A 23,802-nucleotide genomic window follows, 5' to 3' on the forward strand; every position below is an offset into this window, starting at 1 on the left:
GCACGCTTCGCTTTTCCCACCCTGCAGGGCCGCGCTCTGACCGCGCCGCAGCACAAACCCCACGGGTTGTTGCCAGCCGCCGCCCATGACATCATCCGGATGCCGAGTCATCTCTGCCCTCTGGATGCCTGATGCCGAGCCGGAAATTTGCCTGGGACAAGCTGCCGGATGACGAGTTGCTGAAGCAACGCCTCTCGAGCCTGAGGGTTACGGTCGAGGGCACCTGGCTGGAAGATTGTGTCAGCACGCTCCACGAGGAGATGGAAGAGCGCGGCATCCGGCTGCGACCGCACACCTGGATGTCGAGCGAATGGTTCAGTCCGGGCGGCGTGCCCGGCATCGCCATTCCGTTCTATCTCGCTCATCCCCGCCTGATGAAGCTCGAGAAGAAGATGATGTTCGACGTCGAGGGTGGAACCTGGCGCGAATGCATGGCCATCCTCCGTCACGAGGCAGGGCATGCCGTGCAGCATGGCTACCAGCTGCAACGCCGCCGCCGCTGGCAGCAGCTGTTCGGCCCGTCGTCGAAACACTATCCGCGCTACTACCGGCCCAATCCCGCCAGCAGGCGTTACGTCCAGCATCTTCGGCTATGGTACGCGCAGAGCCATCCGGATGAAGATTTCGCCGAGACCTTTGCGGTGTGGCTGCGGCCGCGCTCGAACTGGCGGACGCGATATGAGGGTTGGCCGGCGCTGAAGAAGCTCGAATATGTCGACGAACTGATGAGCGAGATCGCGGGAAAGCGACCGCTGATCACGACGCGAGAGCGTGTCGACCCGCTGGGTCGGCTCAGCCAGACCCTCGAAGAGCACTACAAGAAGAAGCAGGCGTTCTACGCCTTCACGCCGCCGAAGACCTACGACCGCGATCTCTCCCGGCTGTTTTCAGCCGATCCACGGCATCACCGGTCGAAGCCGGCTTCTGCCCTGATCAGGCGGCACCGCGCCCACATCAGGCAACTGGTGGCGCGATGGACGGGCGAAAATCAATTGACGCTCGATGCCGTGCTCGACGAGATGATCTCCCGCTGCCGCGAGCTCGACCTGCGCGCAGTCGGTCCCGAACAGAAGCTCGTTCTCGATTTCACCGTCCTCGTGACCGCCAAGACGATGCACACGATGTTCGGCCCGTCTCGGCGCAAATGGATCGCGCTATGAGACGACTCCGTATTCTCGTGCTGATGCATCCGGACTTCATGCCTCCGGACTCCTCCGAGGGTTATACCCCGCAGGAAATCAACAACTGGAAGACGGAATACGACGTCGTCAGCACCCTGCGCGCGGCCGGTCACGAGGTCCGTGTCCTCGGTGCTCAGGAGGAAATCAGACCGGTCCGCGAAGCGATCGAGCAGTTCAAGCCGCACGTGGTTTTCACCCTGCTGGAAGAATTCCACAACAACGTCGCCTACGACCAGCACATCGCCAGCTATCTCGAGCTGATGAAGGTCCCCTATACCGGGTGCAATCCGCGCGGCCTGATTCTGGCGCGCGGCAAGGATCTGTCCAAGACGCTGGTGCACCACCGCCGCATCGCGGTGCCCGCCTTCGCCGTCTTCCCGATGCGACGCAAGGTCAAGCGGCCGAGGCATCTTGCGCTGCCGCTGATCGTCAAGGCCCTCAACATGGATGGATCTGCCGGCATTTCTCAGGCCTCCATCGTCGATACCGACGAAAAGCTCGCGGAGCGCGTCGCCTTCATCCACGATCGGAGCGAAACCGCAGCCATCGCCGAGCAATTCATCGAGGGACGAGAGCTCTATGTCGGCGTGCTCGGCAACAACCGTCTGCGCGTGCTGCCGGTCTGGGAGTTGAAATTCGGCAGCATGGGCGGGCGCAGGTCACGGCACATCGCCACGGAGAAGGCCAAGCACGACACCGACTATCAGGAGAAGCTCGGCATCGTCGACGGGCCGGCAAAAGATCTCCCGCCGGAAGTGACCGCCCGCATCCAGCGGGCCGCGAAACGCATCTACCGGGCGCTTGGCCTCGACGGCTACGCGCGGATCGATTTTCGTCTTGCCGCCGACGGCACGCCGTATTTCATCGAAGCCAATCCGAACCCCGAGATCGCCAAGAGCCAGGAGTTCGCCACGGCGGCTCTACATGCCGGGCTCAAATATCCGGCTCTCCTGCAGCGCATCCTGACGCTTGGAATCAGCCGCGCCAAGGCGGGGGTGTCGCTGGGGTGAGGGCGAACACGGCAACGATCGTAAGGGTGGATTAGCCGAAGGCGTAATCCACCTTAATGTCCGTCAGCTTGCCTCGGCTTTCGCGCTCACCACCTCGGCAAACGATTTGAAGAACTCGCCCGCCAGCTTCGTCGCGGTCGAGTTGATCAGCCGCGCGCCTAACTGGGCGAGCTTGCCGCCGATCTGCGCGTCGACCTCGTAATGCAGCACCGTGACCTCCGTGCTTTCGGACTCCAGCCGCACGAGAGCGCCACCCTTGGCAAAGCCAGCGACGCCGCCCGAGCCCTCGCCCGAGATGCGATAGGCGTTGGGCGGGTCGAAATCGGACAGCGTCACCTTGCCGCTGAATGTCGCCTTCACCGGGCCGACCTTGAAGACCACCGTCGCCGTCATCTCGTTCGGCGCGGTCACCTCGAGCGACCGGCAGCCGGGGATGCACTGCTTCAGCACAGCGGGATCGTTCAGCGCCGCCCAGACCTGTTCGCGTGAGGCGGGGATGCGCTGGCTGTCGTTCATCTGCATGATGTGTGTCTCACTCTCTGCCTGCTGACTGAACGGCAGCGCGCTGGTCGCGCCGCCGTTCCCTGGTGATCTCGGCGAGGATCGACATTGCGATCTCCTCCGGCGTGATGGCGCCGAGATCGAGCCCGGCGGGCGCCTTGAAATCGTCGATCGCAGCGGCGCTGGTGCCTTCCGCGATCAGCTTTGCACGTAGCGACGCCATCTTGCGGCGGCTGCCGACGAAGGCGTGATAGTCGGCTTTGGTCGCGACCGCGGCGCGCAAGGCGGCTTCGTCGCCCTTGCCTTGTGTCGATACCACGACGAAGCGCTTGGCGTCGTTGAGCTCGCCGAGCCGATAGCCATCGATGAGGGTGTCGGCATCCGGCTGCGCCGCCAGATCGGCGGCGGGCGCAGCGAGCGTGACGTGATAGCCGAGGGTGCGCGCCTGCACCGCCAGCGACAAGGCCACCGGACTCGCGCCGAGAATGACCAGTGAAGGATGCGGCAGCACCGGCTCGACGAAAATGTCCATGGTGCCCTTGCTCGGGCACATGTTACTGGCAAAGCGTATGCCGTCGCGGCTCTCGCCGGCGCTGACGCCGAGCTCGGCCAGAAGATTCTCCGGCTGCACCGAGACCATGCGAGGCTCGCCGTCGGCAAGCGCCTCACGCGCCGCCCTCAGTACCGCGCCTTTGGCGCAGCCGCCGCCGATCCAACCGGCCACGATGGTGCCGTCGGCGGCGATGATCGCCTTGGCGCCGGCCTTTGCCGCGGTCACCGACACGGTGCGCACGACGGTCGCAAGAACGAAGGCGCGCTCGGCGGCCTTCAATTGCGCCACGAGATCCAGCACTTCGACATGAGCGGTCATCAGTGCCTCCTCAGAGCTTCATCAGATAGGGTTCGAGCGCGCGCAGGCTTTGCAGCGAATTCGCGGGCGCGTAGAGATCGACATGCGGCAGCGCCGCTCTTATGCCCCTCGCCTCGGGCGTATAGCCTTCCCAGGCCATCATCGGATTGAGCCAGACGATTCGACGGCAGCGCCGCGACAGCGCGGCCATCTCCCGCCCGAGCAAAGCAGCATCGCCGGTCTCGTAACCATCGGACACGATCATCACGCAACTGCGCGAATGGATCACCCGCCGCGCGTGCCAGCGGTTGAAGGTCTGCAGGCTCTCGCCGATCTTCGTGCCGCCGCCCGCGCCCTGCGCCATGATCGAGAGCCGGTCGAGCGCGCGAGCGGCATTCTTCTCTTTCATCGCATCGGAGACATAGGCAAGGCGCGTGTGAAACAGGAACGCCTCGGCCTCGCGGAACTGGTCGAGCACGCCGTGGATGAAGCGCAGGAACACGGACGTGTACATGCTCATCGAGCCGGACGCATCGAGCAGCAAGATCAGCCGCAGCGGTTTGTCCTTGCGTTGCCGCTTCACCAGGCTGATCGGCACGCCGCCATGGCTGATGTTGCGATGAATCGTCCGCCGGAGATCGAGCCGGTAGCCGCGCCGGCGCGCCAGATCCCGCCGGGTCAGCCGTGTGCGCATCACCCGTGCGAGCTGCGCTGCGGCCTCATGGGCCTCTGCCACCTGATCGGGATCGCTGAGCTTTCTGAAATCGACGTCGGCGATATTCTCCGCCGGCGAAGCACCTTCCATCCGGCCCTCGCCGGAATGGGCTTCCGGCGCGTCGTCGGAGGACGGAAGCTGGTCGGTGATGGATTGGCTACCACCCTGCTCCGCTGCCGCATCCTGCAAGCTCTTCAGCGAGGGACTGCTGGCGCCGGGCGCAGAGCCGATGGTGCGGGAGCGCGAGCGCACGCGCTTGCCCAGCCAGAATGCATCGAACAGACCGTCGAACTTGTCCCAGTCGGATTTGCGCGCCGAGAAGAGGTGCTTGAACGCCGCGCGCAAGAGGCCGGGCCGCCCCGCGTAGCCTGACGACATCAGCGTCGCCGCGTCTTGCCCTTCGGCCAGTCCCACGCGAAAGCCGGCATCGCGCAAGGTACGCAGGAAGGCGGCAAGCCTCGCCGAGACCAGGCGGGAGACCTGGTCGAGGTCATCATACCCGGGACTCGATCCGCAGCAACTCATGCGACCTTCCCCAACAGGCGCTGCGTCACCTCTGGCGTGACGCGCGCGCGGTCTTCGTGCGTCTTCAAAAGACAGATCAGTGTCTCATGCACGGTCTCGGGCGCGTCGTTGAGATCGCGAATGTCGAGGCCGACAAGCGCGGCCGCCCAATCCAGCGTCTCGGCGACGCCCGGGACCTTGCGCAGCTCCTCCTTGCGTATACCGTCGACCATGCGGGCGATCTGGAGCGACAGCGATGGGCTCGCGCCGGTGACCCGCGCCAGGATGATGCGGGTCTCGCGGTCGACGTCGGGATAGTCGACATAGTGATAGAGGCAGCGCCGGCGCAGCGCGTCGGACAGCTCGCGCGTGCCGTTCGAGGTCAGCACCACATGCGGGATGGTGATTGCGGGGATGGTGCCAAGTTCGGGGATCGAGACCTGGAAGTCGGACAACAGCTCCAGCAGGAACGCCTCGAACTCGTCGTCGGCGCGGTCGATCTCGTCGATCAGCAACACCGGCGCTTTCGACCGGCGAATCGCGGCGAGCAAGGGACGTTCGAGCAGGTACTTTTCCGAGAACACCTGGTCCTCGATGCTGTCAGCACCGCGATAGGCCTGGATCGCCAGCAATTGGCGCTGGTAGTTCCATTCGTACAATGCGGAGGACTGGTCCAGCCCCTCGTAGCATTGCAGCCGGATCAGCTCGGTCGCATGCACTTTGGCCAGCGCCTTCGCCACCTCGGTTTTGCCGACGCCCGCCTCGCCTTCGAGCAGCAGCGGACGCCGCAACAATTGCATCAGCGAGATCGCGGTCGCGAGGTCCGCATCGGCGATATAGCCCGATGCGGCCAAGGCTTTCGCGATCTCGTCTCGGCCTTTCATCTCCATACTCCTCCGTCATTGCGAGCGAAGCGAAGCAACCCAGGAATGCCGCAGCAGAGAAAGTCCGGGTTGCTTCGTCGCTTCGCTCCTCGCAATGACGACAACACTACGCCACCGCCCCGAGCTCCTTCGCGGCCTTCCAGTTGCGCCAGAAATCGTGCGGCATCTGGATGTGCGTGGACCCTAAGAAAGAGAACGCGTCGTTGACGGCGTTGGAGAAGGCCGGCACGCCGCCGACATTCGGGCTTTCGCCGACACCCTTGGCACCGATCGGGTGATGCGGTGACGGGGTGACGGTGAAATCGGTCTCCCAATGCGGCGTCTCCACCGCGGTCGGCATGAAGAAGTCCATGAACGAGCCGGTGACGACGTTGCCGACCTCGTCGTAGCGGATCTCCTGGCCCATCGCGATGGCGAAGGCTTCCGTGAGGCCGCCGTGGACCTGGCCCTCGATGATCATCGGGTTGATACGGGTGCCGCAATCGTCGAGCGCGTAGAAGCGCCGGATCTTGTACACGCCGGTGTCGACGTCGATGTCCATCACGCAGAGATAGGCGCCGAACGGATAGGTCATGTTGGGTGGATCGTAGTAGCTCACCGCCTCCAGCCCCGGCTCCATGCCGGGGGGCACCGAGTTGTACGCCGCCCAGCAGATGTCCTTCATCGACATGAATTTCTCCGGCAGGCCCCGCACGCGGAAGCCGTCGATGTCGAACTCGAGGTCATCCTCGTGGACCTCGAGCTTGTAGGCCGCGATCATCTGCGCCTTGGCCTTGATTTTTCGCGCGGCCATGGCGATCGCGGCGCCCGCCACCGGCGTGGAGCGCGAGCCGTAGGTGCCGAGCCCGTAAGGTGCGGTGTCGGTGTTGCCTTCCTCGACCATGATGTTGTCGGCGGGAATGCCGATTTCGGTCGCGATGATCTGGGCCCAGGTGGTCTCGTGGCCCTGGCCCTGGCTCTTGGAGCCGACCCGCGCGATCCCGGCCCCCGTCGGGTGCATGCGGATCTCGCAGGAGTCGAACATGGCGATGCCGAGGATGTCGCAGTTCTTCGACGGCCCGGCGCCCACGATCTCGGTGAAGAAGGAGATGCCGAGGCCCATGATCTCGCGGGTCTCGCCGCGCGCGAACGCAGCACGCTTGTCCGCCTGCTCCTTGCGAAGCGCGGCGTAGCCGGTGGTCTCCATCATCTTGCGCATGGCGGTGTGGTAGTCGCCGGAATCGTATTCCCACCCCAAAGCCGAGTGATACGGGAATTGCTCCGGCTTGATGAAGTTCTTCAGCCGCAGCTCGGCCGGATCCATCTTGAGCTTCTGCGCCAGAATATCCATGGCGCGCTCGATGCAATAGGCCGCTTCCGTGACGCGGAACGAGCAGCGGTAGGCGACGCCGCCCGGCGCCTTGTTGGTGTAGACGCCGTCGACAGCCAGATGCGCGGTCGGGAAGTCGTAGGAGCCGGTGACGATGTTGAAGAAGCCGGCCGGCCATTTCGACGGGTCGGCACAAGCGTCGAACGCGCCGTGATCGGCCAGCACATGCACGCGCAGCCCCGTAACCTTGCCGTCCTTGGTCGCGGCGATCTCGGTCGTCATGTGATAGTCGCGCGCGAACGAGGTCGCGGTGAGGTTCTCGATGCGATCCTCGACCCATTTCACCGGCTTGCCGGTGACGATGGAGGCGACCGCCGCACAGATATAGCCGGGATAGGCGCCGACCTTGTTGCCGAAGCCGCCGCCGATATCGGGCGCGATCACGTGGATCTTGTGCTCCGGAATCTTCGCGATCAGCGCCACTACCGTGCGGATCACATGCGGGGCCTGGAAGGTGCCGTAGATCGTCAGCTCGCCCTTGATCTTGTCGAAGGAGCAGACGCACTGGCAGGTCTCGAGCGGCGACGGATGGGTGCGGTGATAGGAGATCAGCTCCTTGATAGTGACCTCCGCCTTCCTGAAGGCGGCGTCTGTGAGGTCCTTGTCGCCGACGGTCCACTCAAAGATATGGTTGTTGTGCTTGCGCGGACCATGCGCGCCGGACATTTTGCCGACGAGGTCCTCGCGCAGCACCGGCGCGTCTGCGTTCATCGCCTTGAACGGATCGACCAGCGGCGGGAGCGGCTCGTATTCGACGATGACCGCGTTGATGCCGTCGTCCGCCGCATAGCGATCGGTGGCGACGACGAAGGCAACCTCCTGGTTCTGGAACAGCACCTTGCCGTCGGCCAGCACCATCTGCACGTCGCCAGCGAGTGTCGGCATCCAGGCGAGATTGACGGTTTTCAGCGTCTCCGCGGTGATCACCGCGAGCACGCCGGGGACCTTCAGCGCCGCGCTGTCGTCGATTGTCTTGACGCGCGCATGCGGATGCGGCGAGCGGACGAAGTCGCCATGCAGCATGCCCGGCAGCTTGACGTCGTCGACGTAATTACCCCTGCCTTGCGTGAAGCGGATATCCTCGACGCGCTTGCGCTTGCAGCCCATGCCTTCGAGCGCGGCGGTGCGTTGTTCCCGCGTGGGAGTGAGGTCATTCATTCTGCGGCCTCCTGGAATTCCACGCCGTTGATCTTGGCGCTCGCGTACTGGATTGCCTTGACGATGTTCTGGTAGCCGGTGCAGCGGCAGATGTTGCCGGAGATGCCCATGCGGATTTCCGGCTCGCTCGGCGAGGGATTCTCCTTCAGCAGCCGATGCGCGCGGACGATCATGCCGGGCGTACAGAAGCCGCATTGCAGGCCGTGCATCATGCGGAATCCCTCCTGCAGCGCCGACAGCGTGCCGTCGGCATTGGCGATGCCTTCCACCGTGATGATGTCGCTGCCGTCGGCCTGCACGGCGAACATGGTGCAGGATTTCACCGACATGCCGTCGATATCGATGGTGCAGGCACCGCAATGGGTGGTCTCACAGCCGATATGGGTGCCGGTCAACTGCAGATTCTCACGGATGAAATGCACCAGCAGCGTGCGCGGCTCGACGAGGCCTTCGACCTCGGCGCCGTTCACCTTCATGGTCACATGTGTTTTTGCCATCGATCCTCTCCCCTCATTTCGCCATGGCGGCGGCGCGCTGCAGCGCACGCGTCACCATGATGCCGCCGACATGTTTTCTGTATTCGACGGGACCGCGGGCATCGGCGGCCGGCGCCATGATCGCTTCCGCGGCTGCGGCCGCTTTCTTGAGCGTGGCAGCATCGAGACTTGTGCCGATCACCGCCTTCGCCGCGTCGGTGGCGAGCAGCGGCGTCTCGTGGACGTTGGTGAGCCCGATCGCGCAGGTCGCGACCTTGCCGCCGCTCATGGTCAACACGACGGCGGCCGCCGCGGTCGCGTAATCGCCGACCTTGCGCTTGAGCTTTTCGTAGGCGTAGCCGTGGCCGGCTGTGGACGCCGGGAACGAGACGGAGGTCAGGATTTCGCCGGGCTCGAGCGCCGTGAAGTAGGCACCCTGGTAGAAATCCGCAGCCGGCAGGTCACGGGCGCCGCCGGGACCTTCGAGCCGGTAGCTCGCGCCCAGCGTCATCATCAGCGCCGGCATGTCGTTGCCGGGATCGCCATTGGCGACATTGCCGCCGATCGTGCCGCGGTAGCGTACCTGCGGGTCGGCGATGAGAAGCGCCGTCTCGTGCAGGATCGGCGCCGATCTGGCGATCTCGTCGGAGGCCAGCAAATCGTGCTGGGTGGTCATCGCGCCGATCACGACAGTATTGCCGTTGCGGCTTATGCCCTTCAACACGGCGATGCCGTGCAGGTCGATCAGATGGGCGGGGCTGGCGAGCCGAAGCTTCATCATCGGCACCAGACTGTGCCCACCGGCCAGTGGCCGCGCATCCTCGCCGAGGTCGGCCAAGAGTTTGACGGCGTCGGCGACACTCGCCGGCCGGTGATAGCTGAATGAGCCCGGGATCATCGTCTCCTCCTCGTCGTCCTTAGGCCACGTGTCGGCGCGGACGTTGGAGCGAACGGTCACTCCCGGCGGAGCGGCCCGCAATCATTCGGGCACGGAACAGCGGATTTCGCACGAGTTGCGGCGGGCAACGCACGAATTGCGTCAGGTGGCGCGACGTATGAGCCGCGATCTCGCTGCAACCCTCTCCCGCTTGCGGGAGAGGTCGACGCGAAGCGGGGGTGAGGGCTCTCTCCGGACAGGGAGTCCCATTGTGGAGACACCCTCTCCCCACCCTCTCCCGCAAGCGGGCGAGGGAGCGCACCTTCAGCTTGGAGAGAGCCTCTACGCCTGCCGCCTGTTCGCCAGCCCCAGCCTCGCCTTCACCTCGGCGATCTTGGCGCGGCTGACCGGCACCCGGTGCGGTGATGGCCCGTCGAGCTCGAGCACGGCACCATCACCCTCTTTCCGGACCAGCGCGACATGGGGGATCGCGACGATATGGCTGCGGTGCACCCGCAGGAACAGCGAGGGGTCGAGCTGCGCTTCGGCTTCCGAGATCGACCACGGGCACATCCGCTCGCGAGTGCCGTCATGGACCCGCGTGTAGTGCGCATCGGCCCGGACGCTGCGCACATTGGCCGACTCTATAAAGTGTGTGCCGTCGGCGCCCTCGACCGGCAACCGCGGCGCTGGCGCGCGCGACGGCTGACCGAGGCCGCCGAGTGGCCCCAGGGGTCGCGCAGCTGCCGCCGCCGCGGCAGGCGGCTCGACAATGGCTGGTGCCACCGGTGGCGCAGCGGGGTCGGCAGCAAAAGAGGCCGTAGCCTGCCGTCGTTGGTCGGGGACCAGCGACAGGAGGAACCCGGCTGCGATAATGAAGCACAGCACCGCAACAATAATCGACAGTATCTGCTGCGACGCAGCAAGACCGCCCCCGGCATGATGGTGCGCCGCGCCGGTCAGCGGCTCGAAATGCATGCCGAGCATTGCCGTGTAGTGCATGCCGGAGACGGCGATGCCGAAAGCAATCGAGCTGACGATCAGCCGCGCACCCTCCTGCTGCGCCAGGAAGGCACGCAGGCCGCCATAGGCGGTGACGATCGCAACCAGAACCGACAGCAGCACCATCATTCGGTCGTGTACGATGGCAAAGGGGCCGGCGAGCCCATGGATCCCGACATAATGCATGCTGGCGATGCCGACGCCGAGCAGCACGGCCGAAGACGCCACCCTTCTCAAGGATGGCTCGCCGATCGAGACAAAGAACAGTGAGATGCCGACCACCAATGCGCAGATCAGAAATGAGATGATGGTGGGCAGGACGAGATAGGCCGTGTCGGGCGGCAGCGGCGCGGCCAGCATGCCGACGAAATGCATGGTCCAGATGCCGACGGCCAGAAACGCGGCCGCACCCGCGAGCAGAACGCGGTTACTGACGCCGGGCGTGTTGCGGATGCGAGCCGCAAGTGCAAAGCCGGTATAGCCACCCAGGCTCGCGATCGCCACAGAGAGCGCAACGAGATAGGGATCGTGTCCTTCGAACATGATCTTATCGGCCGCCCCGTCTCCACGGCACGGCCTCCTCCCGCCGCCGACCTTATAGGGACGGCGGCGGGATTGACAATCAGCGGCGTGTGAGCGGACGGCTACACAATTCCCGCCGCCACCTGGCCGCGCAGGCGCTCCAGCCCGTGCAACGTCTCCGCACAGGCTGCCGCGACCTCGACGCCCTTGATCGCAAAGTGCCTGCGGAAGAAATCGTAATGCACTTCGGTCTCGTGGAATTGCTGCGGCGTCAGCACCGCGGAGAACACCGGCACCTCGGTGCGGAGCTGCACGTCCATCAGCGCCTTGATCACGGTGTCGGCGACGAACTCGTGGCGATAGATGCCGCCGTCGACGACGAGGCCGGCCGCGACAATCGCGGTGTAGCGCCGCGTCTTGGCGAGGATCTGCGCATGCAGCGGGATCTCGAACGAACCCGGCACCTCGAACACGTCGACATGGGTGAGGTGGCGCGCCTCGGCTTCCTTGACGAAGGCGATGCGGGCTTCCTCGACGACGTCGCGGTGCCAGCAGGCCTGCACGAAGGCCACCCGCTGCGGCTTTGCGAAGCGCGGATGCCCGGTCGCTGGATCCTGCGGAACCGGCGGCGGCGTTTGAGTGGGTTGGGAGGTTTCGGTTTGGGGGTCTTGCAACATCTGATTCATGGCTTTCCTCTTAAGGACCAGAATCAGGGCACACGGAACGACAAACAGCCGCATCTTGCGATGCGTCTGCCACCGACCGTTCTCTTTCATCCGGACTTTAACCGTCGGCTTCGGAGTCGCACCGAATCTGCTGACCCTTCCCCTTGGCAAGAAACCTTGGGGAAGGCGCTCGCGGGCTTAGGCCTTTCGGCCCTTACCGCCGGTGGGGACTTTCACCCCGCCCTGAGAACATCGGCCGTCCGGAATGAACGGCCTGGATGGAAATATGACGCCGGTTCGGGGCTGCAGCAAGCGTGTTCCGCATGGAAAAACCGCATGGTCCCATGCCGGCCTGGCGGTGCTCCTGAGGGTCCTCCTGGAGGTCCGGCCCTCGCGCGGCGGAATTAACGATTGGCGCCTTTGGCGAATCCGATTCCTGTTTGTTCTCTTCGTTAAGAATTGTGGCCGAGAGATGAGCTGTGGACGAACGAGTCCTGACTTGTGGACGGACTCGGCAGCCAGTTGCGCAGATTCCGCAAATCACATCAGTTGATCCGCGACAAGCCGCGCTGATCCCGGGACCGCAACAGCGACTCCGAGGGATCGCCCCAGCGATAACTGGGGGAGCGCGCGCCGGACCAACCGCGTGCGTATCAAAGACAACAAAAAGGCAAGAGGTCGAGACGGCATGTCCCTGCTCGAAGGCACTATCGATTCCAGAAGTCACCCGCTCGCGGTGGTCGAAGATATTGCTGCCAGCAACAACTGGCCGTTTGAACGCTCCGGCGAAGACGAACTCACGATTGTCTCCAAGGGACAATGGACCGACTACCAGATCTCCTTCACCTGGATGGGCGAGATCGAGGCGCTGCATCTGGCCTGCGCCTTCGACATGAAGATTCCGCTCGCGCGCCGGAGCGAGGTGCAGCGGCTCGTCGCCGCGGTCAACGAGCAATTGTGGGTCGGCCATTTCGACCTCTGGACCAACACCGGCATGATCATGCATCGCCAGGCCCTGGTGCTGCCGGGCGGCCTCACCGCCTCGACCGCGCAGTGCGAAGCCATGCTCGCCGGCGCCATCCACGCCTGCGAGCGCTACTTCCCCGCGTTCCAGTTCGTGGTGTGGGCCGGCAAGACTACCGCCCAGGCGATGGACGCCGCGATGTTCGACACGGTGGGAGAGGCGTAGGGTCTTTAACGGTCAGGGAGTCACGACTCCCCCATCGTCGTCCCGGACAAGCGAAGCGCAGATCCGGGATCCATGATTCATCTTGTGGCACGCGGCTTGTTGCCAACACCTCCATCCATTAGAACCGCCTGTGGTTATGGGTCCCGGCCTTCGCCGGGACGACACCTTTGTTTGTGGTGACCACAGTGGCGAACAGCACTCTCCAAAACATCACCGGCACCATCCTGCTCGCCGGCGCCGGCAAGATGGGCGGCGCGCTGCTGACCGGATGGCTGGCGGGCGGGCTCGACCCGCGCCGCGTCGCGGTGGTCGATCCGCACATCTCGCCCGAGATCGCCGCGCTTGCCGGCAGGGGCGTGGCGCTCAATCCCGATGTGACGGCGGCCGGCGCCGTCGAGACGATGGTCGTCGCTGTGAAGCCGCAGATGTTCCGCGAGGCCGGCGCCAGGCTGAGATCGTTCGTTTCGGAGAAGACCTCGGTCGTCTCGATCATGGCGGGAACCACGATCGCCTCGCTTCAGGAGGTCTGCGGCGGCGCCGTCGTGCGCGCGATGCCGAACACGCCGGCCGCGATCGGCCGCGGCATCACCGTTGCGGTCGCCGCGAACGATGTCAGTGCACAGCAGCGCGCGGTGGCGGACGCGTTGCTGCGCGCCACCGGCTCGGTCGAATGGGTCGGGGATGAAGGCCTGATGGATGCGGTGACCGCCGTGTCCGGCTCGGGCCCGGCCTATGTGTTCCTGCTGGCCGAAGAGCTCGCGCGTGCCGGCGTCGAGGCGGGATTGCCCGAGGCGCTGGCGACGAAGCTCGCACGCGAAACGGTCGCCGGCTCCGGCGAACTGCTGCACCAGTCGGAGCTTGCCTCCGGCACGCTGCGCCAGAACGTCACCTCGCCCGGCGGCACCACTGCCGCGGCCCTCGGCGTGCTGATGGGCGAGCCCGGCTTGCGCGACCTGATGATCCGCGCGATCGCCGCGGCGACGAAACGGTCGAAGGAATTGGCGAAGTAGCGGCTACGCTCCGAGCCGCTTGTTGAACATCTCGACATTCACGAGCCCGCGTGCATGCCGGCCTTCGCCGAGCTTGCGCGTACCTTCGAACGCCTCGACCTCGAAACGGATGACGCGGCGCTCGACCGCGATCACCTTCGCTGTGGTTCGCACCGTTGCGCCGACCAACGCTGCCGCGAGATGGCGGATGTCGACCTCGGTGCCCACCGTGACCCAGCCCGGCTGCAGCGCGGCGCGGATCGCATCGCCCGAGGTCATCTCCATCTCCAGGATCATCATCGGTGTCGCATAGACCATCGGCATGCCCGGCACGAAATGCCCGACCGTGCGCTCCACCGGCACCACCAGCGTGCGCTCGGCGCTCATGCCGATCGTGATGAAATCGCGTGCGTCCATGGTGCCTTAAACTCCGCTGTCGTCCCGGACAAGCGCAGCGCCGATCCGGGACCCAATCATAGGATTGAGTTTGGCGAGGATTCGGAGTTGCCAGCTCGCCGATAACCACGCCCTGTGGTTATGGGTCCCGCTTTCGCGGGGACGACGGCGGTGGTTGCCGAAGCAGTGTGGCCTATTTCTTCGCCGCCGCCGCGCGCTCGACGAACGTCTTGCCGCCCTTCATCTTGTGGCGGAGCGGGGCTTCGTTGATCTGGATGACGACGGCATCGGCATCGACGCCGAGATTCTTCACCAGCGCCTGGGTGATGTCGCGCATCATGCCGGCCTTCTGTTCGTCGGTGCGGCCTTCGGCCATGCTGACGGTGATCTCAGGCATTGTCTTCTCCCTTGCGGCCGAACACCGGCCATTGACGGTCGCCATCAAACAGGACGTGGATGCCCGGGACAAGTGTTTAGCCCGGACAGATCACTGACGGGTGTTCGGAGACATAGCTGACACATCAACATTGGCTGGATTGGTCCGATTCGGGAGGCCGTCCATGCCCTGGAGTGAGGTGTCAGTAATGGATCAGCGCCATGAGTTCGTGCGGCTGGCCTTGCAGGAAGGCGCCAATCGGCGCGAGCTGTGCCGGCGGTTCGATATTAGTCCTGACGTCGGCTACAAATGGCTGCGGCGCTGGCTGGCTGGCGATCGGGAGCTGGCGGACAGCTCGCGGCGGCCGCATGCGATGCCCAGGCGCAGCGAGCCTGCGGTCGAGACGCAGGTGCTCGCGGTGCGTGACAAGCATCCGGCCTGGGGCGCGCGCAAGATCGCCCACTGCCTGAAGCGGAACGGCCAGACGGTACCTGTGCCGTCAACGGTGCACCGGATCCTGTGCCGGAACGGCCGGGTCAAACCGAGCGAGAATGCGCCGCCCAATCCGGGACACCGCTTCGAGAAGGAAGCACCCAACCTGCTGTGGCAGATGGACTTCAAGGGCCACATGCCGCTCGCTGACGGCACGCGGTGCCATCCGCTGACCATCGTCGACGATCACTCGCGCTATGTCCTGTGCCTGAAGGCGTGCGCCGACGAACGGCGTCTTACCGTGCAGGATCACCTGACGGCGACGTTCCGTTGCTATGGCCTGCCGGAGGCCTTCTACACCGACAACGGCTCCCCCTGGGGCGATACGTCCGGCGTCCGCTGGACCGGATTGAAGGTGTGGCTGCTCAAGCTGGGCGTCAGGGTGGTGCATGCCCGGCCATGTCACCCACAGGCCCGCGGCAAGAACGAACGCTTCCATCGCACGCTGAAGGCTGAAGTCTTTGCGATGCGTCGCTTCCGCACTCTCCCGGAAGTCCAACGCGCCCTTGATGCCTGGCGGCCGGTCTACAATCTGGAGCGCCCCCACCAAGGCCTCGATATGCACGTTCCCGCCGATCGCTTCCGACCGAGTGCCCGTGCCATGCCGGCCCGTGTCCCGAACGTCGAGTACGACAGCGGCGAGATCGTGCGCAGGGTCTCATCGACAAGACCCTACATCTCCTTCAAGGGACGCTTCTGGAAGGTTCCTCAGGCCTTCGCACGCGAACGGCTTGCCATCAGGCCGCTGGATCGTGACGGCCATTACGGCATCTTCTTCGCCAGCTGGCAGGTCGCATCAATCGACTTGACTAACCGCCAACCTGTCAGTGATGTGTCCGAACAGGTGTCAGCCATGTCTCCGGACTAAACAACAAGCCCGGGCATAACGGCCTCCCGGAATGGCTATCCCCAGCTCACGTCATGGCGCGCCAGCACCTCGCGCACTTTCGCGACGAGCTCGGCTTCGCTGCATGAAAACTGCGCCGGGCGGCTCTCGCGCCATTCCTGGTTGGAGGCGATGGCCGCGGCGGCCTTGGCGCCTTCGATCAGATCCTTGATCTGCACCTCGCCGCGCGCCTTTTCATCGGAGCCCTGGATGATGACGCAGGGCGCATTGCGGCGGTCGGCATATTTGAGCTGGTTACCCATGTTCTTGGGATTGCCGAGATAGAGCTCGGCGCGGATGCCGGCGGTGCGAAGGATTGCCACCATCTTCTGATAGTCGGCGACGCGATCGCGGTCGAACACGGTGACGACGACGGGACCGAACTCGGGCCGCGTGTCGAGCTTGCCGAGCAGCGTCAGCGCCGCCTGGAGCCGCGACACGCCAATGGAGAAACCGGTCGCCGGCACCGGCTCGCCGCGGAAGCGCGAGACGAGGCCGTCGTAACGACCGCCGCCGCCGACCGAGCCGAAGCGCACGGGGCGGCCTTTTTCGTCCTTGGTCTCGAGCAGCAGTTCGACCTCGTAGACGGGACCGGTGTAATATTCGAGACCGCGCACGACGGACGGATCAATCTTGATGCGATCCGCACTGTAACCCGACGCGGCGACCAGCTTGGCGATCTCTTCCAGTTCGCTCACGCCGGCCTGACCAACTTCGCTCTTGGCAAGATAGGTTTCCGCCGCGGCAATGGCCTCTTTCCAATCGTCGCGCGGCTTGGTGATGGCGAGAACGACGTCAGCCTCCGCCGCGCTCAGATTGGCGCCTTTCGTGAAGTCACCCTTGCCTTCTTCGCCCCCATCCCACCGTCCGGGACCAAGCAATTTGCGGACTTCCTCGGCGGGAAACTTGTCGAGCTTGTCGATTGCGCGCAGCACCGTCAGCCTGCGGCCCGCGTTCTCGTCACCGGCGAGCCCGATGGCTTCCAGAACGCCATCAAGCACTTTGCGATTGTTCACCTTCACGACATAGGAGCCGCGCTGCACGCCCAGCGCTTCCATCGTGTCCGCCGCCATCATGCAGATCTCGGCATCCGCCGCCGGCGTCGCCGAGCCGACCGTGTCGGCGTCGAACTGCATGAACTGGCGGAAGCGGCCGGGACCGGGCTTCTCGTTGCGGAAGACGTAGCCGACGCGGTAGCTGCGATAGGGCAACACCAGACCGTCGGTGCCGTAGCGCTCGCCGACATAGCGGGCGAGCGGCGCGGTCAGGTCGTAGCGCAGGCTGATCCATTGCTCGTCGTCGTCCTGGAACGAGAACACGCCCTCGTTCGGACGGTCCTGGTCGGGCAGGAACTTGCCGAGCGCGTCGGTGTATTCCATCGCCGGCGTCTCCACCGGCTCGAAGCCGTAGAGCTCATAGACGGCGCGGATCTTCTCGACCATCTCGCGCGTCGCCCGGATCGCGGCGGGATCGCGATCCTCGAGCCCGCGCGGCAGGCGCGCCTTCAGTTTCTGGGGTTTTTTGAGTTTTTCGGCCATGCGCGGCGTTTACCAGCCGACGCGGGACGCGGCAACCGCCAGCTTGCCCCTACGGCTGCTCCATCCGTGCCCGTAGCGCGTCGGCGTCCGCCTTCGGCATGGATTTGAGCAGCGGCTTGATGGTCTCGCCGCCGACGATCTTGCCGTTGCGCATGAACATCCAGTCCGAGATGTCAGCATCCTTGAAAGCAGCGAGGTCGCCCAACCGCTTTCCTGGCATATTCTGAGGCGTGTCCGCGAAACGCGCTGCATATTCCCCGCTCGGCAGCTTCTTCACTTGGCTCATCCAGATATGCTCGCCATTGCCTGCGGGAAATCGCACCTTGAGAGAGTGCTCCGTCTCCGACCGTTTGGCGTATCATAGGAAGCCCAGAAGACAGGCAGCGTCGTGCGTGCGCGAGCGATCGCGGCATTCATTTCGGCGTCAGTATCGGCCACGCTGATGACCCGGTCCGGCACGTTCACCGTCGGGCGTGGACCCAGGTTTAGAATGCCGAAGACGGCAAGCGCCGTGACGACGGCGGATACGGCCCATTTGATTGGCGGGGAGAAAGAGGTCGGCATGCTCGGGCGTCTAAAACTACGATGTCCCAACCATTGTCGCACAGTTGCGCTGACGCGTTCAACAACTAAAGGTTATCGTCATCAGGGAAGTCCCAACGTGCCGCCCCTCCGCAGGGCGGCACGTTGTCGATCCGTTTCGCGACCCCAAACCCGGGACACGAAGCCTCAAAACACCTTGCGGATCCAGTTATGCGGATCGTTGGTGCGGCCGTACTGGATGTCGACGAGCTGCTTGCGCAGGCCCATGGCGACGGGGCCGGCGGCGCCGCCGCTGATCTCGAAGTCGCCGCTCACCGAGCGCACCTTGCCGATCGGCGAGATCACGGCGGCGGTGCCGCAGGCGAAGGCCTCCTTCAGCTTGCCGGAGGCCGCATCCTTGCGCCACTGGTCGAGCGAATACGGTTCCTCTCGCACGGTCTTGCCGGCATCCCGTGCGAGCGTGATGATGGAGTCGCGGGTGATGCCGGGCAGGATGGTGCCGAGCGGCGGCGTCGACAGCGAGCCGTCCTCGAACACGAAGAACACGTTCATGCCGCCGAGCTCCTCGATATAGCGGCGCTCGTTCGCGTCGAGGAACACGACCTGATCGCAGCCATGCTGGATCGCTTCGGCCTGGGCCCGCAGGCTCGCGGCATAGTTGCCGCCACACTTGACCGCGCCGGTGCCGCCGACGGCCGCACGCGTGTAGTTCTCCGAGACCCAGATCGACACCGGCGCAGGACCGCCCTTGAAGTAAGAGCCGACGGGCGAAGCGATGACTGCAAAAATGTATTCGGACGACGGCTTGACGCCGAGGAAGGTCTCGCTCGCGATCATGAAGGGCCGCAAGTAAAGGCTGCCCTCGCCGCCCGGCATCCAGGCGCGGTCGATGCGCACGACCTGCTCGACCGCTTCGATGAAGACGTCCTCGGGCAGTTGCGCCATCGCCATGCGATCGGCGGAGTCCTTGAACCGCCGCGCATTGGCGTCGGGGCGAAACAGGTTCACGCCGCCGTCGTCGCGCTTGTAGGCCTTCAGCCCCTCGAAGATTTCCTGGGCATAGTGCAGGACGGCGCCGGCCGGATCGAGCTGGAAGTTGGCGCGCGCCTCGATCTTGGCCTCGTACCAGCCGCCCTTGGCCTGGTTATAGCGGACGATCGCCATGTGATCAGTGAAGACCCGCCCGAAGCCGGGGTCCACCAGCTTGGCGACGCGGTCCTTTTCTGGCGTAGGGTTGGATGCGGGCTGGATGTCGAATTTCATGCTCATGTCCTTAGGCCTCCCGCTGCCGGTGGCGGCGCTGTCTGGCACCTGCCTACCCTGTTTCGGGCCCGGCTGGCTTGATGTGGTTTCTGGCCGGACCACCGCCAGCCTTGTTACGGCCGGTTTCCGTGGCCAGCATGTCCGCCGAGGACATGCTTTTGCGGAAGGCGGAAGTCCAGTATGTTTTGCCGAAATGCCGCTCGACAATCGCACGGTAGATCTGCTTCGGCCGTCGCCGCCTGTCCGGCTCACTCCGGCCGCCCTGCTTCGATGCGACCCAACGCGAAACGATCTAAAATTTCGTGCGGGTCGATCGTTTTGTAACATTGAACCCAAGATACGTCAATATGCCTGACATAAATTTCGCGACTCCCCCTCAAGACGCTGCCGAGCCTCGGCCGGCCGCAGGCGATGGAGGCAATTTGCGCTGGGATATCATCGAGCTGCTGTTCTTCGCCTATCGTGATTTCGTCGGCGATCCCGACCAGGAGCTGGAGGCCTTTGGCTTCGGCCGGGCCCATCACCGGGTCATGCATTTCGTCTATCGCTATCCCGGTCTCAAGGTCGCCGACCTGCTCGACGTCCTGCGCATCACAAAACAGTCGCTCGGCCGGGTGCTCAAGCAGCTGCTGGACGAGGGATACATCGTGCAGAAGACCGGCGACAATGACCGTCGCCAGCGCCTGCTCTACGCAACGCCGAAGGGCGAGGCGCTGGTGCAGAAGCTCGCCGGCCTGCAGACCACGCGGATCACCAAGGCGCTGGCCGAGATGGCGCCGGAGGACGCCGAGACCGTCAAGCGCTTCCTGCGCGCGATGATCGACCGCGACGATCCGGACAAGGTGCTGGAGACGATCTTCGCCAACGTCAATCAAGACGGAAAGGAGTGACCGTGCCACTCGCTGCCACGCTCGCCCGCCCGCCGGTGCAACCGGCCGATGACGCGCCTCATCTGCTTTTGGTGGATGACGACCGCCGCATCCGCGATCTGCTGTCGCGCTTCCTCGCCAGCGAAGGCTATCGCGTCACCACCGCGGCGAGCGCCGGCGATGCGCGCTCGAAGCTGCTGGGCCTGCATTTCGATCTGCTGATCCTCGACGTGATGATGCCCGGCGAGACCGGCTTCGATCTCGCCCGCTTCATCCGGACCTCATCCTCGGTGCCGATCGTGATGCTGACGGCAAGGCACGAAGCCGAAGCCCGCATCGAGGGCTTGCAGATCGGCGCCGACGATTATGTGGCAAAGCCATTCGAGCCGCGCGAGCTTGCGCTGCGCATCAACAACATCCTCAAGCGCGCCGCACCGCCGCCGCAAACCGCGGCGGTCGAGAAGATCGCGTTCGGTCCCTACGTCTACCATCTCGACCGCGGCGAATTGCGCCAGGGCGAGGAGGTCATCCACCTCACCGACCGCGAGCGCGAGATGCTGCGCATTCTCTCGGAGACGCCGGGCGAGACCATTCCGCGCAGCGCGCTGACCGGCAATGGCAGCGTCAACGAGCGCGCCGTCGACGTGCAGATCAACCGTCTCAGGCGCAAGATCGAGACCGACCCCGCCAATCCGTTGTTCCTCCAGGCGGTGCGCGGCATCGGCTATCGCCTGGTGGCCTCGCCATAAATAGATCAGTGAAGCGCGACCGATGAGCACGATCGATACCGGCCTGACTCTGCTCAAGAGCGCGGCCGGCCGCGTTTCAGCCGCCAATGGCTGGATGGGCAACGCGTTCAAGGGCTGGATGCCGACCGGCCTCTATGCCCGCGCGCTGCTGATCATGATCGTGCCGATGGTGATCCTGCAGTCGGTCGTCGCCTTCGTGTTCATGGAGCGGCACTGGAACACGGTGACGCGCCGCCTGTCCGCGGCGGTGGTGCAGGACATCGCGGCGCTGATCGACGTCTACAAGGGCTATCCGCAGGACAAGGACCGCGACCAGATCCGCCGCATCGCGCAGCAGCGTCTCGGCCTCGTGGTGGATTTCCTCCCCGCCGGCGATATGCCGCCGCCCGGACCAAAACCGTTCTTCTCGCTGCTCGACCAGACGCTGTCGGTGCAGCTCGGCCGCCAGATCGGACGCTCGTTCTGGATCGACACCGTTGGCCGCTCCAACCTCGTCGAGATCCGCATCCAGCTCGACGATGCCGTGATGCGCGTGTTCGCACAGCGCAGCGCCGCCTACGCCTCGAACTCGGAGATATTCCTGTTCTGGATGGTCGGCACGTCCTCGATCCTGCTGATCGTCGCGGTGCTGTTCCTGCGCAACCAGATCAAGCCGATCCTGCGCCTTGCGGACGCCGCGGAGAGTTTCGGCAAGGGCCGCGAGGCGCCGAACTTCAGGCCGCGCGGCGCGCGCGAGGTGCGGCGCGCAGCGGTCGCCTTCCTGGAAATGAAATCGCGCATCGAGCGCACGATGGAGCAGCGCACCGCGATGCTCGCCGGCGTCAGCCACGATCTGCGCACCATCCTGACCCGCTTCAAGCTCGAACTGGCGCTGATTGGCGACAGCCCCGAGCTCGAGGGCATGCGCAAGGACGTCGACGAGATGTCGATGATGCTTGAGGACTACCTTGCTTTCGCCCGCGGCGATTCCGGCGAGCAGTCGCAGCCGACCGACATGGCGCAGGCGCTCGAAGAGCTGCGCAGCGACGCCGAACGCCACGGCCACACCGCCACCGTCGCGTTCCACGGCCTGCCTGTGGTCACGGTGAAGCCGGCCTCGTTCAAGCGTTGCCTCGCCAACCTCGTCACCAACGCCGCGCGCTACGGCAAGAGCATCGCCATCACCGGCCAGCGCGATCACCGTTATTTGACCGTGACCGTCGACGACGACGGGCCGGGCATTCCCGTCCATCTGCGCGAAGAAGTGTTCAAGCCGTTCCTGCGGCTGGACAACGCGCGCAACCAGGACGAAGGCGGCACGGGCCTTGGCCTTGCCATCGCCCGCGACATCGCCCGCTCACATGGCGGCGACATCACCCTCGGCGACAGCCCGATGGGTGGATTGAGGGCGAGTGTGAGGATTCCGGTGTAAGCGATGATGTAGATGGGGTAACGGGCCGGCCGCCCGCTCGCTACGGCGCGATTTGGAAGCGCGCTCGCGAGCGGCCTGTTGGATGGAAGGCGGTCGTCCCTCAAATTGATGGTGTTTAACGGAGTCGGGCAAGCCCGCTCCAAGCATCATGAGGGACGACCGTGTACCACTATGCAGGAATTGACGTGTCTTTGGAATGCTCGAGCGTTTGCCTGGTGGATGGAGCGGGCAAGATTTTGCGCGAGACGAAGGTTTTGAGCGAGCCGGAGGCTCTGATCGGGTGGTTCGGGTCGCTGGGGCTGACGTGCGAGCGGATCGGTCTGGAGGCAGGTCCGTTGTCGCAATGGCTGTACGCGGCGATGCGGGATGCAGGACTTGCGGTCGAGCTCTTGGAGACGCGGCACGTGCGCGATGCCTTCAAGGCAATGCCGGTGAAGTCAGACCGCAACGATGCGCGCGGGATCGCCCAGCTGATGCGGCTGGGCTGGTTCCGGCCGGTGCACTGCAAATCCGTTGCATCGCAGGAGACGCGGGCCATTCTGACGGCCCGCAAGCTGCTGCAGTCGAAGCTGCAGGATGTCGAGAACAGTCTGCGCGGCGTGCTGCGGGGCTTCGGCCTGAAGGTCGGTAAGACCACCGAGCGCACCTTCGCCGAACGTATCCGGGAACTCGTCGCCGGTCACCCCGGACTTGAGCTGGTCGCCAAGGCGCTCCTCCAGGCCCATGCCGTGCTACTCCAGGAGTTCAAGAGCCTGGACAGGCACACCCAGAAGCTCGCCAGAGCGCAGCCCTCCGCCAAGCTCCTGATGACGACGCCTTCCGTCGGTCCGATCGTGGCGCTCACCTATGCTGCGGCGATCGACGATCCGAAGCGCTTCCGTTCCTCGAAGGCCACTGGCGCACACTTTGGTCTGACCCCAAGGAAATACCAATCAGGAGAAACCGACTATACCGGCCGCATCAGCAAGATCGGCGACGCCTCCGTACGCGAGGCGCTCTACCAGGCGGCTCACGTCATGCTGACCAAGCCGCTGAAGAATTGTTCGGCGCTCAAGAGCTGGGCCATGCGGATCGCCAATCGGGCCGGCATGCGCAAGGCCAAGGTCGCCCTGGCACGCAAGCTTGCCGTCATCCTGCATCGCATGCTCGCCGATGCCAAACCCTTCAACCCCGAGGTCAAAAACAAGGCCAAGGTCATCGCCATGGCCGCAACTTAAACAAGGAAGCATCAATCGGTTCTGGGGGAGTCACGACATCAGGCTCTCCCTGAGCGAGGTCCCTAGCCGGGACGATGGATCCGGTCAGGCCGCCATCCGGGAAGTGGGTCATAACCACGCTTCCGTAGATTGGCCGGCCGGCTCCTCAAATGCACCCCATCAGGCGACGG

At 64.7% G+C, this 23,802-nt stretch carries 23 protein-coding genes and 1 riboswitch; of the genes, 9 read left to right on the plus strand and 14 right to left on the minus strand.

The genetic code is table 11. The features are described from left to right. Nucleotides 1–131 precede the first annotated feature (131 nt). Both WHZ77_RS28625 and WHZ77_RS28630 read left to right on the plus strand, forming a co-directional pair. Nucleotides 132–1,160 carry a putative zinc-binding metallopeptidase gene (locus WHZ77_RS28625; RefSeq protein ID WP_375311016.1) on the plus strand — a complete coding sequence of 343 codons (1,029 nt, stop codon included), beginning with the start codon at nt 132–134 and terminating at the stop codon, nt 1,158–1,160. After that, the gene (locus tag WHZ77_RS28630; protein WP_375311017.1) at nt 1,157–2,191 is read left to right on the plus strand and encodes an ATP-grasp domain-containing protein; all 1,035 of its coding nucleotides are present in this window, start codon (nt 1,157–1,159) and stop codon (nt 2,189–2,191) included. Before WHZ77_RS28625 ends, WHZ77_RS28630 begins: the two co-directional genes overlap by 4 nt. 63 nt (nt 2,192–2,254) lie before the next feature. On the opposite strand, the gene WHZ77_RS28635 is transcribed toward WHZ77_RS28630, so the two are convergent. From WHZ77_RS28635 to WHZ77_RS28675, 9 genes are all read right to left on the minus strand, one after another. Beyond that, complete coding sequence (locus tag WHZ77_RS28635; RefSeq protein ID WP_375311018.1) at nt 2,255–2,713, minus strand: carbon monoxide dehydrogenase subunit G; 459 nt, start codon at nt 2,711–2,713, stop codon at nt 2,255–2,257. A gap of 10 nt (nt 2,714–2,723) precedes the next feature. Beyond that, nucleotides 2,724–3,563, minus strand: a complete 840-nt coding sequence (locus WHZ77_RS28640; protein WP_375311019.1) for an XdhC family protein — start codon at nt 3,561–3,563, stop codon at nt 2,724–2,726. 10 nt (nt 3,564–3,573) lie between these two features. Beyond that, nucleotides 3,574–4,782, minus strand: coding sequence for a VWA domain-containing protein (locus WHZ77_RS28645; protein ID WP_375311020.1), 1,209 nt, complete (start codon nt 4,780–4,782; stop codon nt 3,574–3,576). Next, entirely contained in the window at nt 4,779–5,645 is an 867-nt protein-coding gene (locus tag WHZ77_RS28650) for an AAA family ATPase (RefSeq protein ID WP_375311021.1), read from the minus strand. The genes WHZ77_RS28645 and WHZ77_RS28650 overlap by 4 nt, the downstream gene beginning before the upstream one ends. A gap of 106 nt (nt 5,646–5,751) precedes the next feature. Then, nucleotides 5,752–8,172 carry an aerobic carbon-monoxide dehydrogenase large subunit gene (locus WHZ77_RS28655; protein ID WP_375311022.1) on the minus strand — a complete coding sequence of 807 codons (2,421 nt, stop codon included), beginning with the start codon at nt 8,170–8,172 and terminating at the stop codon, nt 5,752–5,754. Continuing rightward, entirely contained in the window at nt 8,169–8,669 is a 501-nt protein-coding gene (locus tag WHZ77_RS28660) for a 2Fe-2S iron-sulfur cluster-binding protein (protein WP_375311023.1), read from the minus strand. Before WHZ77_RS28660 ends, WHZ77_RS28655 begins: the two co-directional genes overlap by 4 nt. 13 nt (nt 8,670–8,682) lie before the next feature. After that, nucleotides 8,683–9,546: an FAD binding domain-containing protein gene (locus WHZ77_RS28665; RefSeq protein WP_375311024.1), complete on the minus strand. Its 864-nt coding sequence runs from the start codon at nt 9,544–9,546 to the stop codon at nt 8,683–8,685. A gap of 321 nt (nt 9,547–9,867) precedes the next feature. Next, nucleotides 9,868–11,070 carry an MHYT domain-containing protein gene (locus tag WHZ77_RS28670; protein WP_375311025.1) on the minus strand — a complete coding sequence of 401 codons (1,203 nt, stop codon included), beginning with the start codon at nt 11,068–11,070 and terminating at the stop codon, nt 9,868–9,870. 101 nt (nt 11,071–11,171) lie between these two features. Continuing rightward, entirely contained in the window at nt 11,172–11,735 is a 564-nt protein-coding gene (locus WHZ77_RS28675; protein ID WP_375311026.1) for a 6,7-dimethyl-8-ribityllumazine synthase, read from the minus strand. A 74-nt stretch (nt 11,736–11,809) separates the two neighbouring features. Continuing rightward, nucleotides 11,810–11,969, minus strand: a riboswitch (FMN riboswitch). A 433-nt stretch (nt 11,970–12,402) separates the two neighbouring features. Here WHZ77_RS28675 and WHZ77_RS28680 point away from each other — a divergent pair. After that, the gene (locus WHZ77_RS28680; RefSeq protein ID WP_375311027.1) at nt 12,403–12,903 is read left to right on the plus strand and encodes a YbjN domain-containing protein; all 501 of its coding nucleotides are present in this window, start codon (nt 12,403–12,405) and stop codon (nt 12,901–12,903) included. 185 nt (nt 12,904–13,088) lie between these two features. Next, on the plus strand, nt 13,089–13,913 hold the full coding sequence (proC, locus tag WHZ77_RS28685) for a pyrroline-5-carboxylate reductase (protein WP_375311028.1): 825 nt from the start codon (nt 13,089–13,091) through the stop codon (nt 13,911–13,913). A 3-nt stretch (nt 13,914–13,916) separates the two neighbouring features. Here the strand turns inward: proC and WHZ77_RS28690 are convergent, their stop codons facing one another. After that, nucleotides 13,917–14,309 (minus strand): thioesterase family protein, encoded by a 393-nt coding sequence (locus WHZ77_RS28690; protein ID WP_375311029.1) that lies wholly within the window; start codon nt 14,307–14,309, stop codon nt 13,917–13,919. Nucleotides 14,310–14,481: 172 nt separating this feature from the next. Beyond that, nucleotides 14,482–14,685: a tautomerase family protein gene (locus WHZ77_RS28695; RefSeq protein WP_008144861.1), complete on the minus strand. Its 204-nt coding sequence runs from the start codon at nt 14,683–14,685 to the stop codon at nt 14,482–14,484. Nucleotides 14,686–14,848: 163 nt separating this feature from the next. Here WHZ77_RS28695 and WHZ77_RS28700 point away from each other — a divergent pair, with 163 nt between their 5' ends. Beyond that, nucleotides 14,849–16,024, plus strand: a complete 1,176-nt coding sequence (locus WHZ77_RS28700) for an IS481 family transposase (RefSeq protein WP_375311030.1) — start codon at nt 14,849–14,851, stop codon at nt 16,022–16,024. Between the two features lie 35 nt (nt 16,025–16,059). Here the strand turns inward: WHZ77_RS28700 and hisS are convergent, their stop codons facing one another. The 3 genes from hisS to WHZ77_RS28715 form a co-directional block, all read right to left on the minus strand. Further along, nucleotides 16,060–17,580 (minus strand): histidine--tRNA ligase, encoded by a 1,521-nt coding sequence (hisS, locus tag WHZ77_RS28705; protein ID WP_375311031.1) that lies wholly within the window; start codon nt 17,578–17,580, stop codon nt 16,060–16,062. Nucleotides 17,581–17,629: 49 nt separating this feature from the next. Continuing rightward, nucleotides 17,630–17,866, minus strand: a complete 237-nt coding sequence (locus WHZ77_RS28710; RefSeq protein WP_375311032.1) for a DUF2314 domain-containing protein — start codon at nt 17,864–17,866, stop codon at nt 17,630–17,632. Between the two features lie 443 nt (nt 17,867–18,309). Next, complete coding sequence (locus WHZ77_RS28715) at nt 18,310–19,392, minus strand: branched-chain amino acid aminotransferase (protein WP_375311033.1); 1,083 nt, start codon at nt 19,390–19,392, stop codon at nt 18,310–18,312. A 341-nt stretch (nt 19,393–19,733) separates the two neighbouring features. Here WHZ77_RS28715 and WHZ77_RS28720 point away from each other — a divergent pair, with 341 nt between their 5' ends. The 4 genes from WHZ77_RS28720 (at nt 19,734) to WHZ77_RS28735 (ending at nt 23,632) form a co-directional block, all read left to right on the plus strand. Beyond that, nucleotides 19,734–20,276: a MarR family winged helix-turn-helix transcriptional regulator gene (locus WHZ77_RS28720; RefSeq protein ID WP_375311034.1), complete on the plus strand. Its 543-nt coding sequence runs from the start codon at nt 19,734–19,736 to the stop codon at nt 20,274–20,276. Next, nucleotides 20,273–21,004: a response regulator gene (locus tag WHZ77_RS28725; RefSeq protein WP_143843344.1), complete on the plus strand. Its 732-nt coding sequence runs from the start codon at nt 20,273–20,275 to the stop codon at nt 21,002–21,004. The genes WHZ77_RS28720 and WHZ77_RS28725 overlap by 4 nt, the downstream gene beginning before the upstream one ends. Nucleotides 21,005–21,026: 22 nt before the next feature. Next, nucleotides 21,027–22,415: an ATP-binding protein gene (locus WHZ77_RS28730; RefSeq protein ID WP_375311035.1), complete on the plus strand. Its 1,389-nt coding sequence runs from the start codon at nt 21,027–21,029 to the stop codon at nt 22,413–22,415. A gap of 161 nt (nt 22,416–22,576) precedes the next feature. After that, nucleotides 22,577–23,632 (plus strand): IS110 family transposase, encoded by a 1,056-nt coding sequence (locus WHZ77_RS28735; protein WP_375309069.1) that lies wholly within the window; start codon nt 22,577–22,579, stop codon nt 23,630–23,632. The last annotated feature ends 170 nt before the right edge of the window (nt 23,633–23,802 follow it).

The organism is Bradyrhizobium sp. A5 (assembly GCF_042076515.1).
Lineage (GTDB): Bacteria > Pseudomonadota > Alphaproteobacteria > Rhizobiales > Xanthobacteraceae > Bradyrhizobium > Bradyrhizobium cosmicum.

Bases quoted from the DNA above. Each gene is read 5' to 3' on its own strand.
- WHZ77_RS28690 (WP_375311029.1), bottom strand. From the start codon at position 14,309: ATGGACGCACGCGATTTCATCACGATCGGCATGAGCGCCGAGCGCACG.
- WHZ77_RS28680 (WP_375311027.1), top strand. From the start codon at position 12,403: ATGTCCCTGCTCGAAGGCACTATCGATTCCAGAAGTCACCCGCTCGCG.
- WHZ77_RS28695 (WP_008144861.1), bottom strand. From the start codon at position 14,685: ATGCCTGAGATCACCGTCAGCATGGCCGAAGGCCGCACCGACGAACAG.
- WHZ77_RS28625 (WP_375311016.1), top strand. From the start codon at position 132: ATGCCGAGCCGGAAATTTGCCTGGGACAAGCTGCCGGATGACGAGTTG.
- WHZ77_RS28665 (WP_375311024.1), bottom strand. From the start codon at position 9,546: ATGATCCCGGGCTCATTCAGCTATCACCGGCCGGCGAGTGTCGCCGAC.
- WHZ77_RS28635 (WP_375311018.1), bottom strand. From the start codon at position 2,713: ATGCAGATGAACGACAGCCAGCGCATCCCCGCCTCACGCGAACAGGTC.
- WHZ77_RS28645 (WP_375311020.1), bottom strand. From the start codon at position 4,782: ATGAGTTGCTGCGGATCGAGTCCCGGGTATGATGACCTCGACCAGGTC.
- hisS (WP_375311031.1), bottom strand. From the start codon at position 17,580: ATGGCCGAAAAACTCAAAAAACCCCAGAAACTGAAGGCGCGCCTGCCG.
- WHZ77_RS28700 (WP_375311030.1), top strand. From the start codon at position 14,849: ATGCCCTGGAGTGAGGTGTCAGTAATGGATCAGCGCCATGAGTTCGTG.
- WHZ77_RS28630 (WP_375311017.1), top strand. From the start codon at position 1,157: ATGAGACGACTCCGTATTCTCGTGCTGATGCATCCGGACTTCATGCCT.
- WHZ77_RS28660 (WP_375311023.1), bottom strand. From the start codon at position 8,669: ATGGCAAAAACACATGTGACCATGAAGGTGAACGGCGCCGAGGTCGAA.
- WHZ77_RS28640 (WP_375311019.1), bottom strand. From the start codon at position 3,563: ATGACCGCTCATGTCGAAGTGCTGGATCTCGTGGCGCAATTGAAGGCC.
- WHZ77_RS28655 (WP_375311022.1), bottom strand. From the start codon at position 8,172: ATGAATGACCTCACTCCCACGCGGGAACAACGCACCGCCGCGCTCGAA.
- WHZ77_RS28650 (WP_375311021.1), bottom strand. From the start codon at position 5,645: ATGAAAGGCCGAGACGAGATCGCGAAAGCCTTGGCCGCATCGGGCTAT.
- WHZ77_RS28675 (WP_375311026.1), bottom strand. From the start codon at position 11,735: ATGAATCAGATGTTGCAAGACCCCCAAACCGAAACCTCCCAACCCACT.
- WHZ77_RS28720 (WP_375311034.1), top strand. From the start codon at position 19,734: ATGCCTGACATAAATTTCGCGACTCCCCCTCAAGACGCTGCCGAGCCT.
- WHZ77_RS28715 (WP_375311033.1), bottom strand. From the start codon at position 19,392: ATGAGCATGAAATTCGACATCCAGCCCGCATCCAACCCTACGCCAGAA.
- WHZ77_RS28710 (WP_375311032.1), bottom strand. From the start codon at position 17,866: ATGAGCCAAGTGAAGAAGCTGCCGAGCGGGGAATATGCAGCGCGTTTC.
- WHZ77_RS28670 (WP_375311025.1), bottom strand. From the start codon at position 11,070: ATGTTCGAAGGACACGATCCCTATCTCGTTGCGCTCTCTGTGGCGATC.
- WHZ77_RS28730 (WP_375311035.1), top strand. From the start codon at position 21,027: ATGAGCACGATCGATACCGGCCTGACTCTGCTCAAGAGCGCGGCCGGC.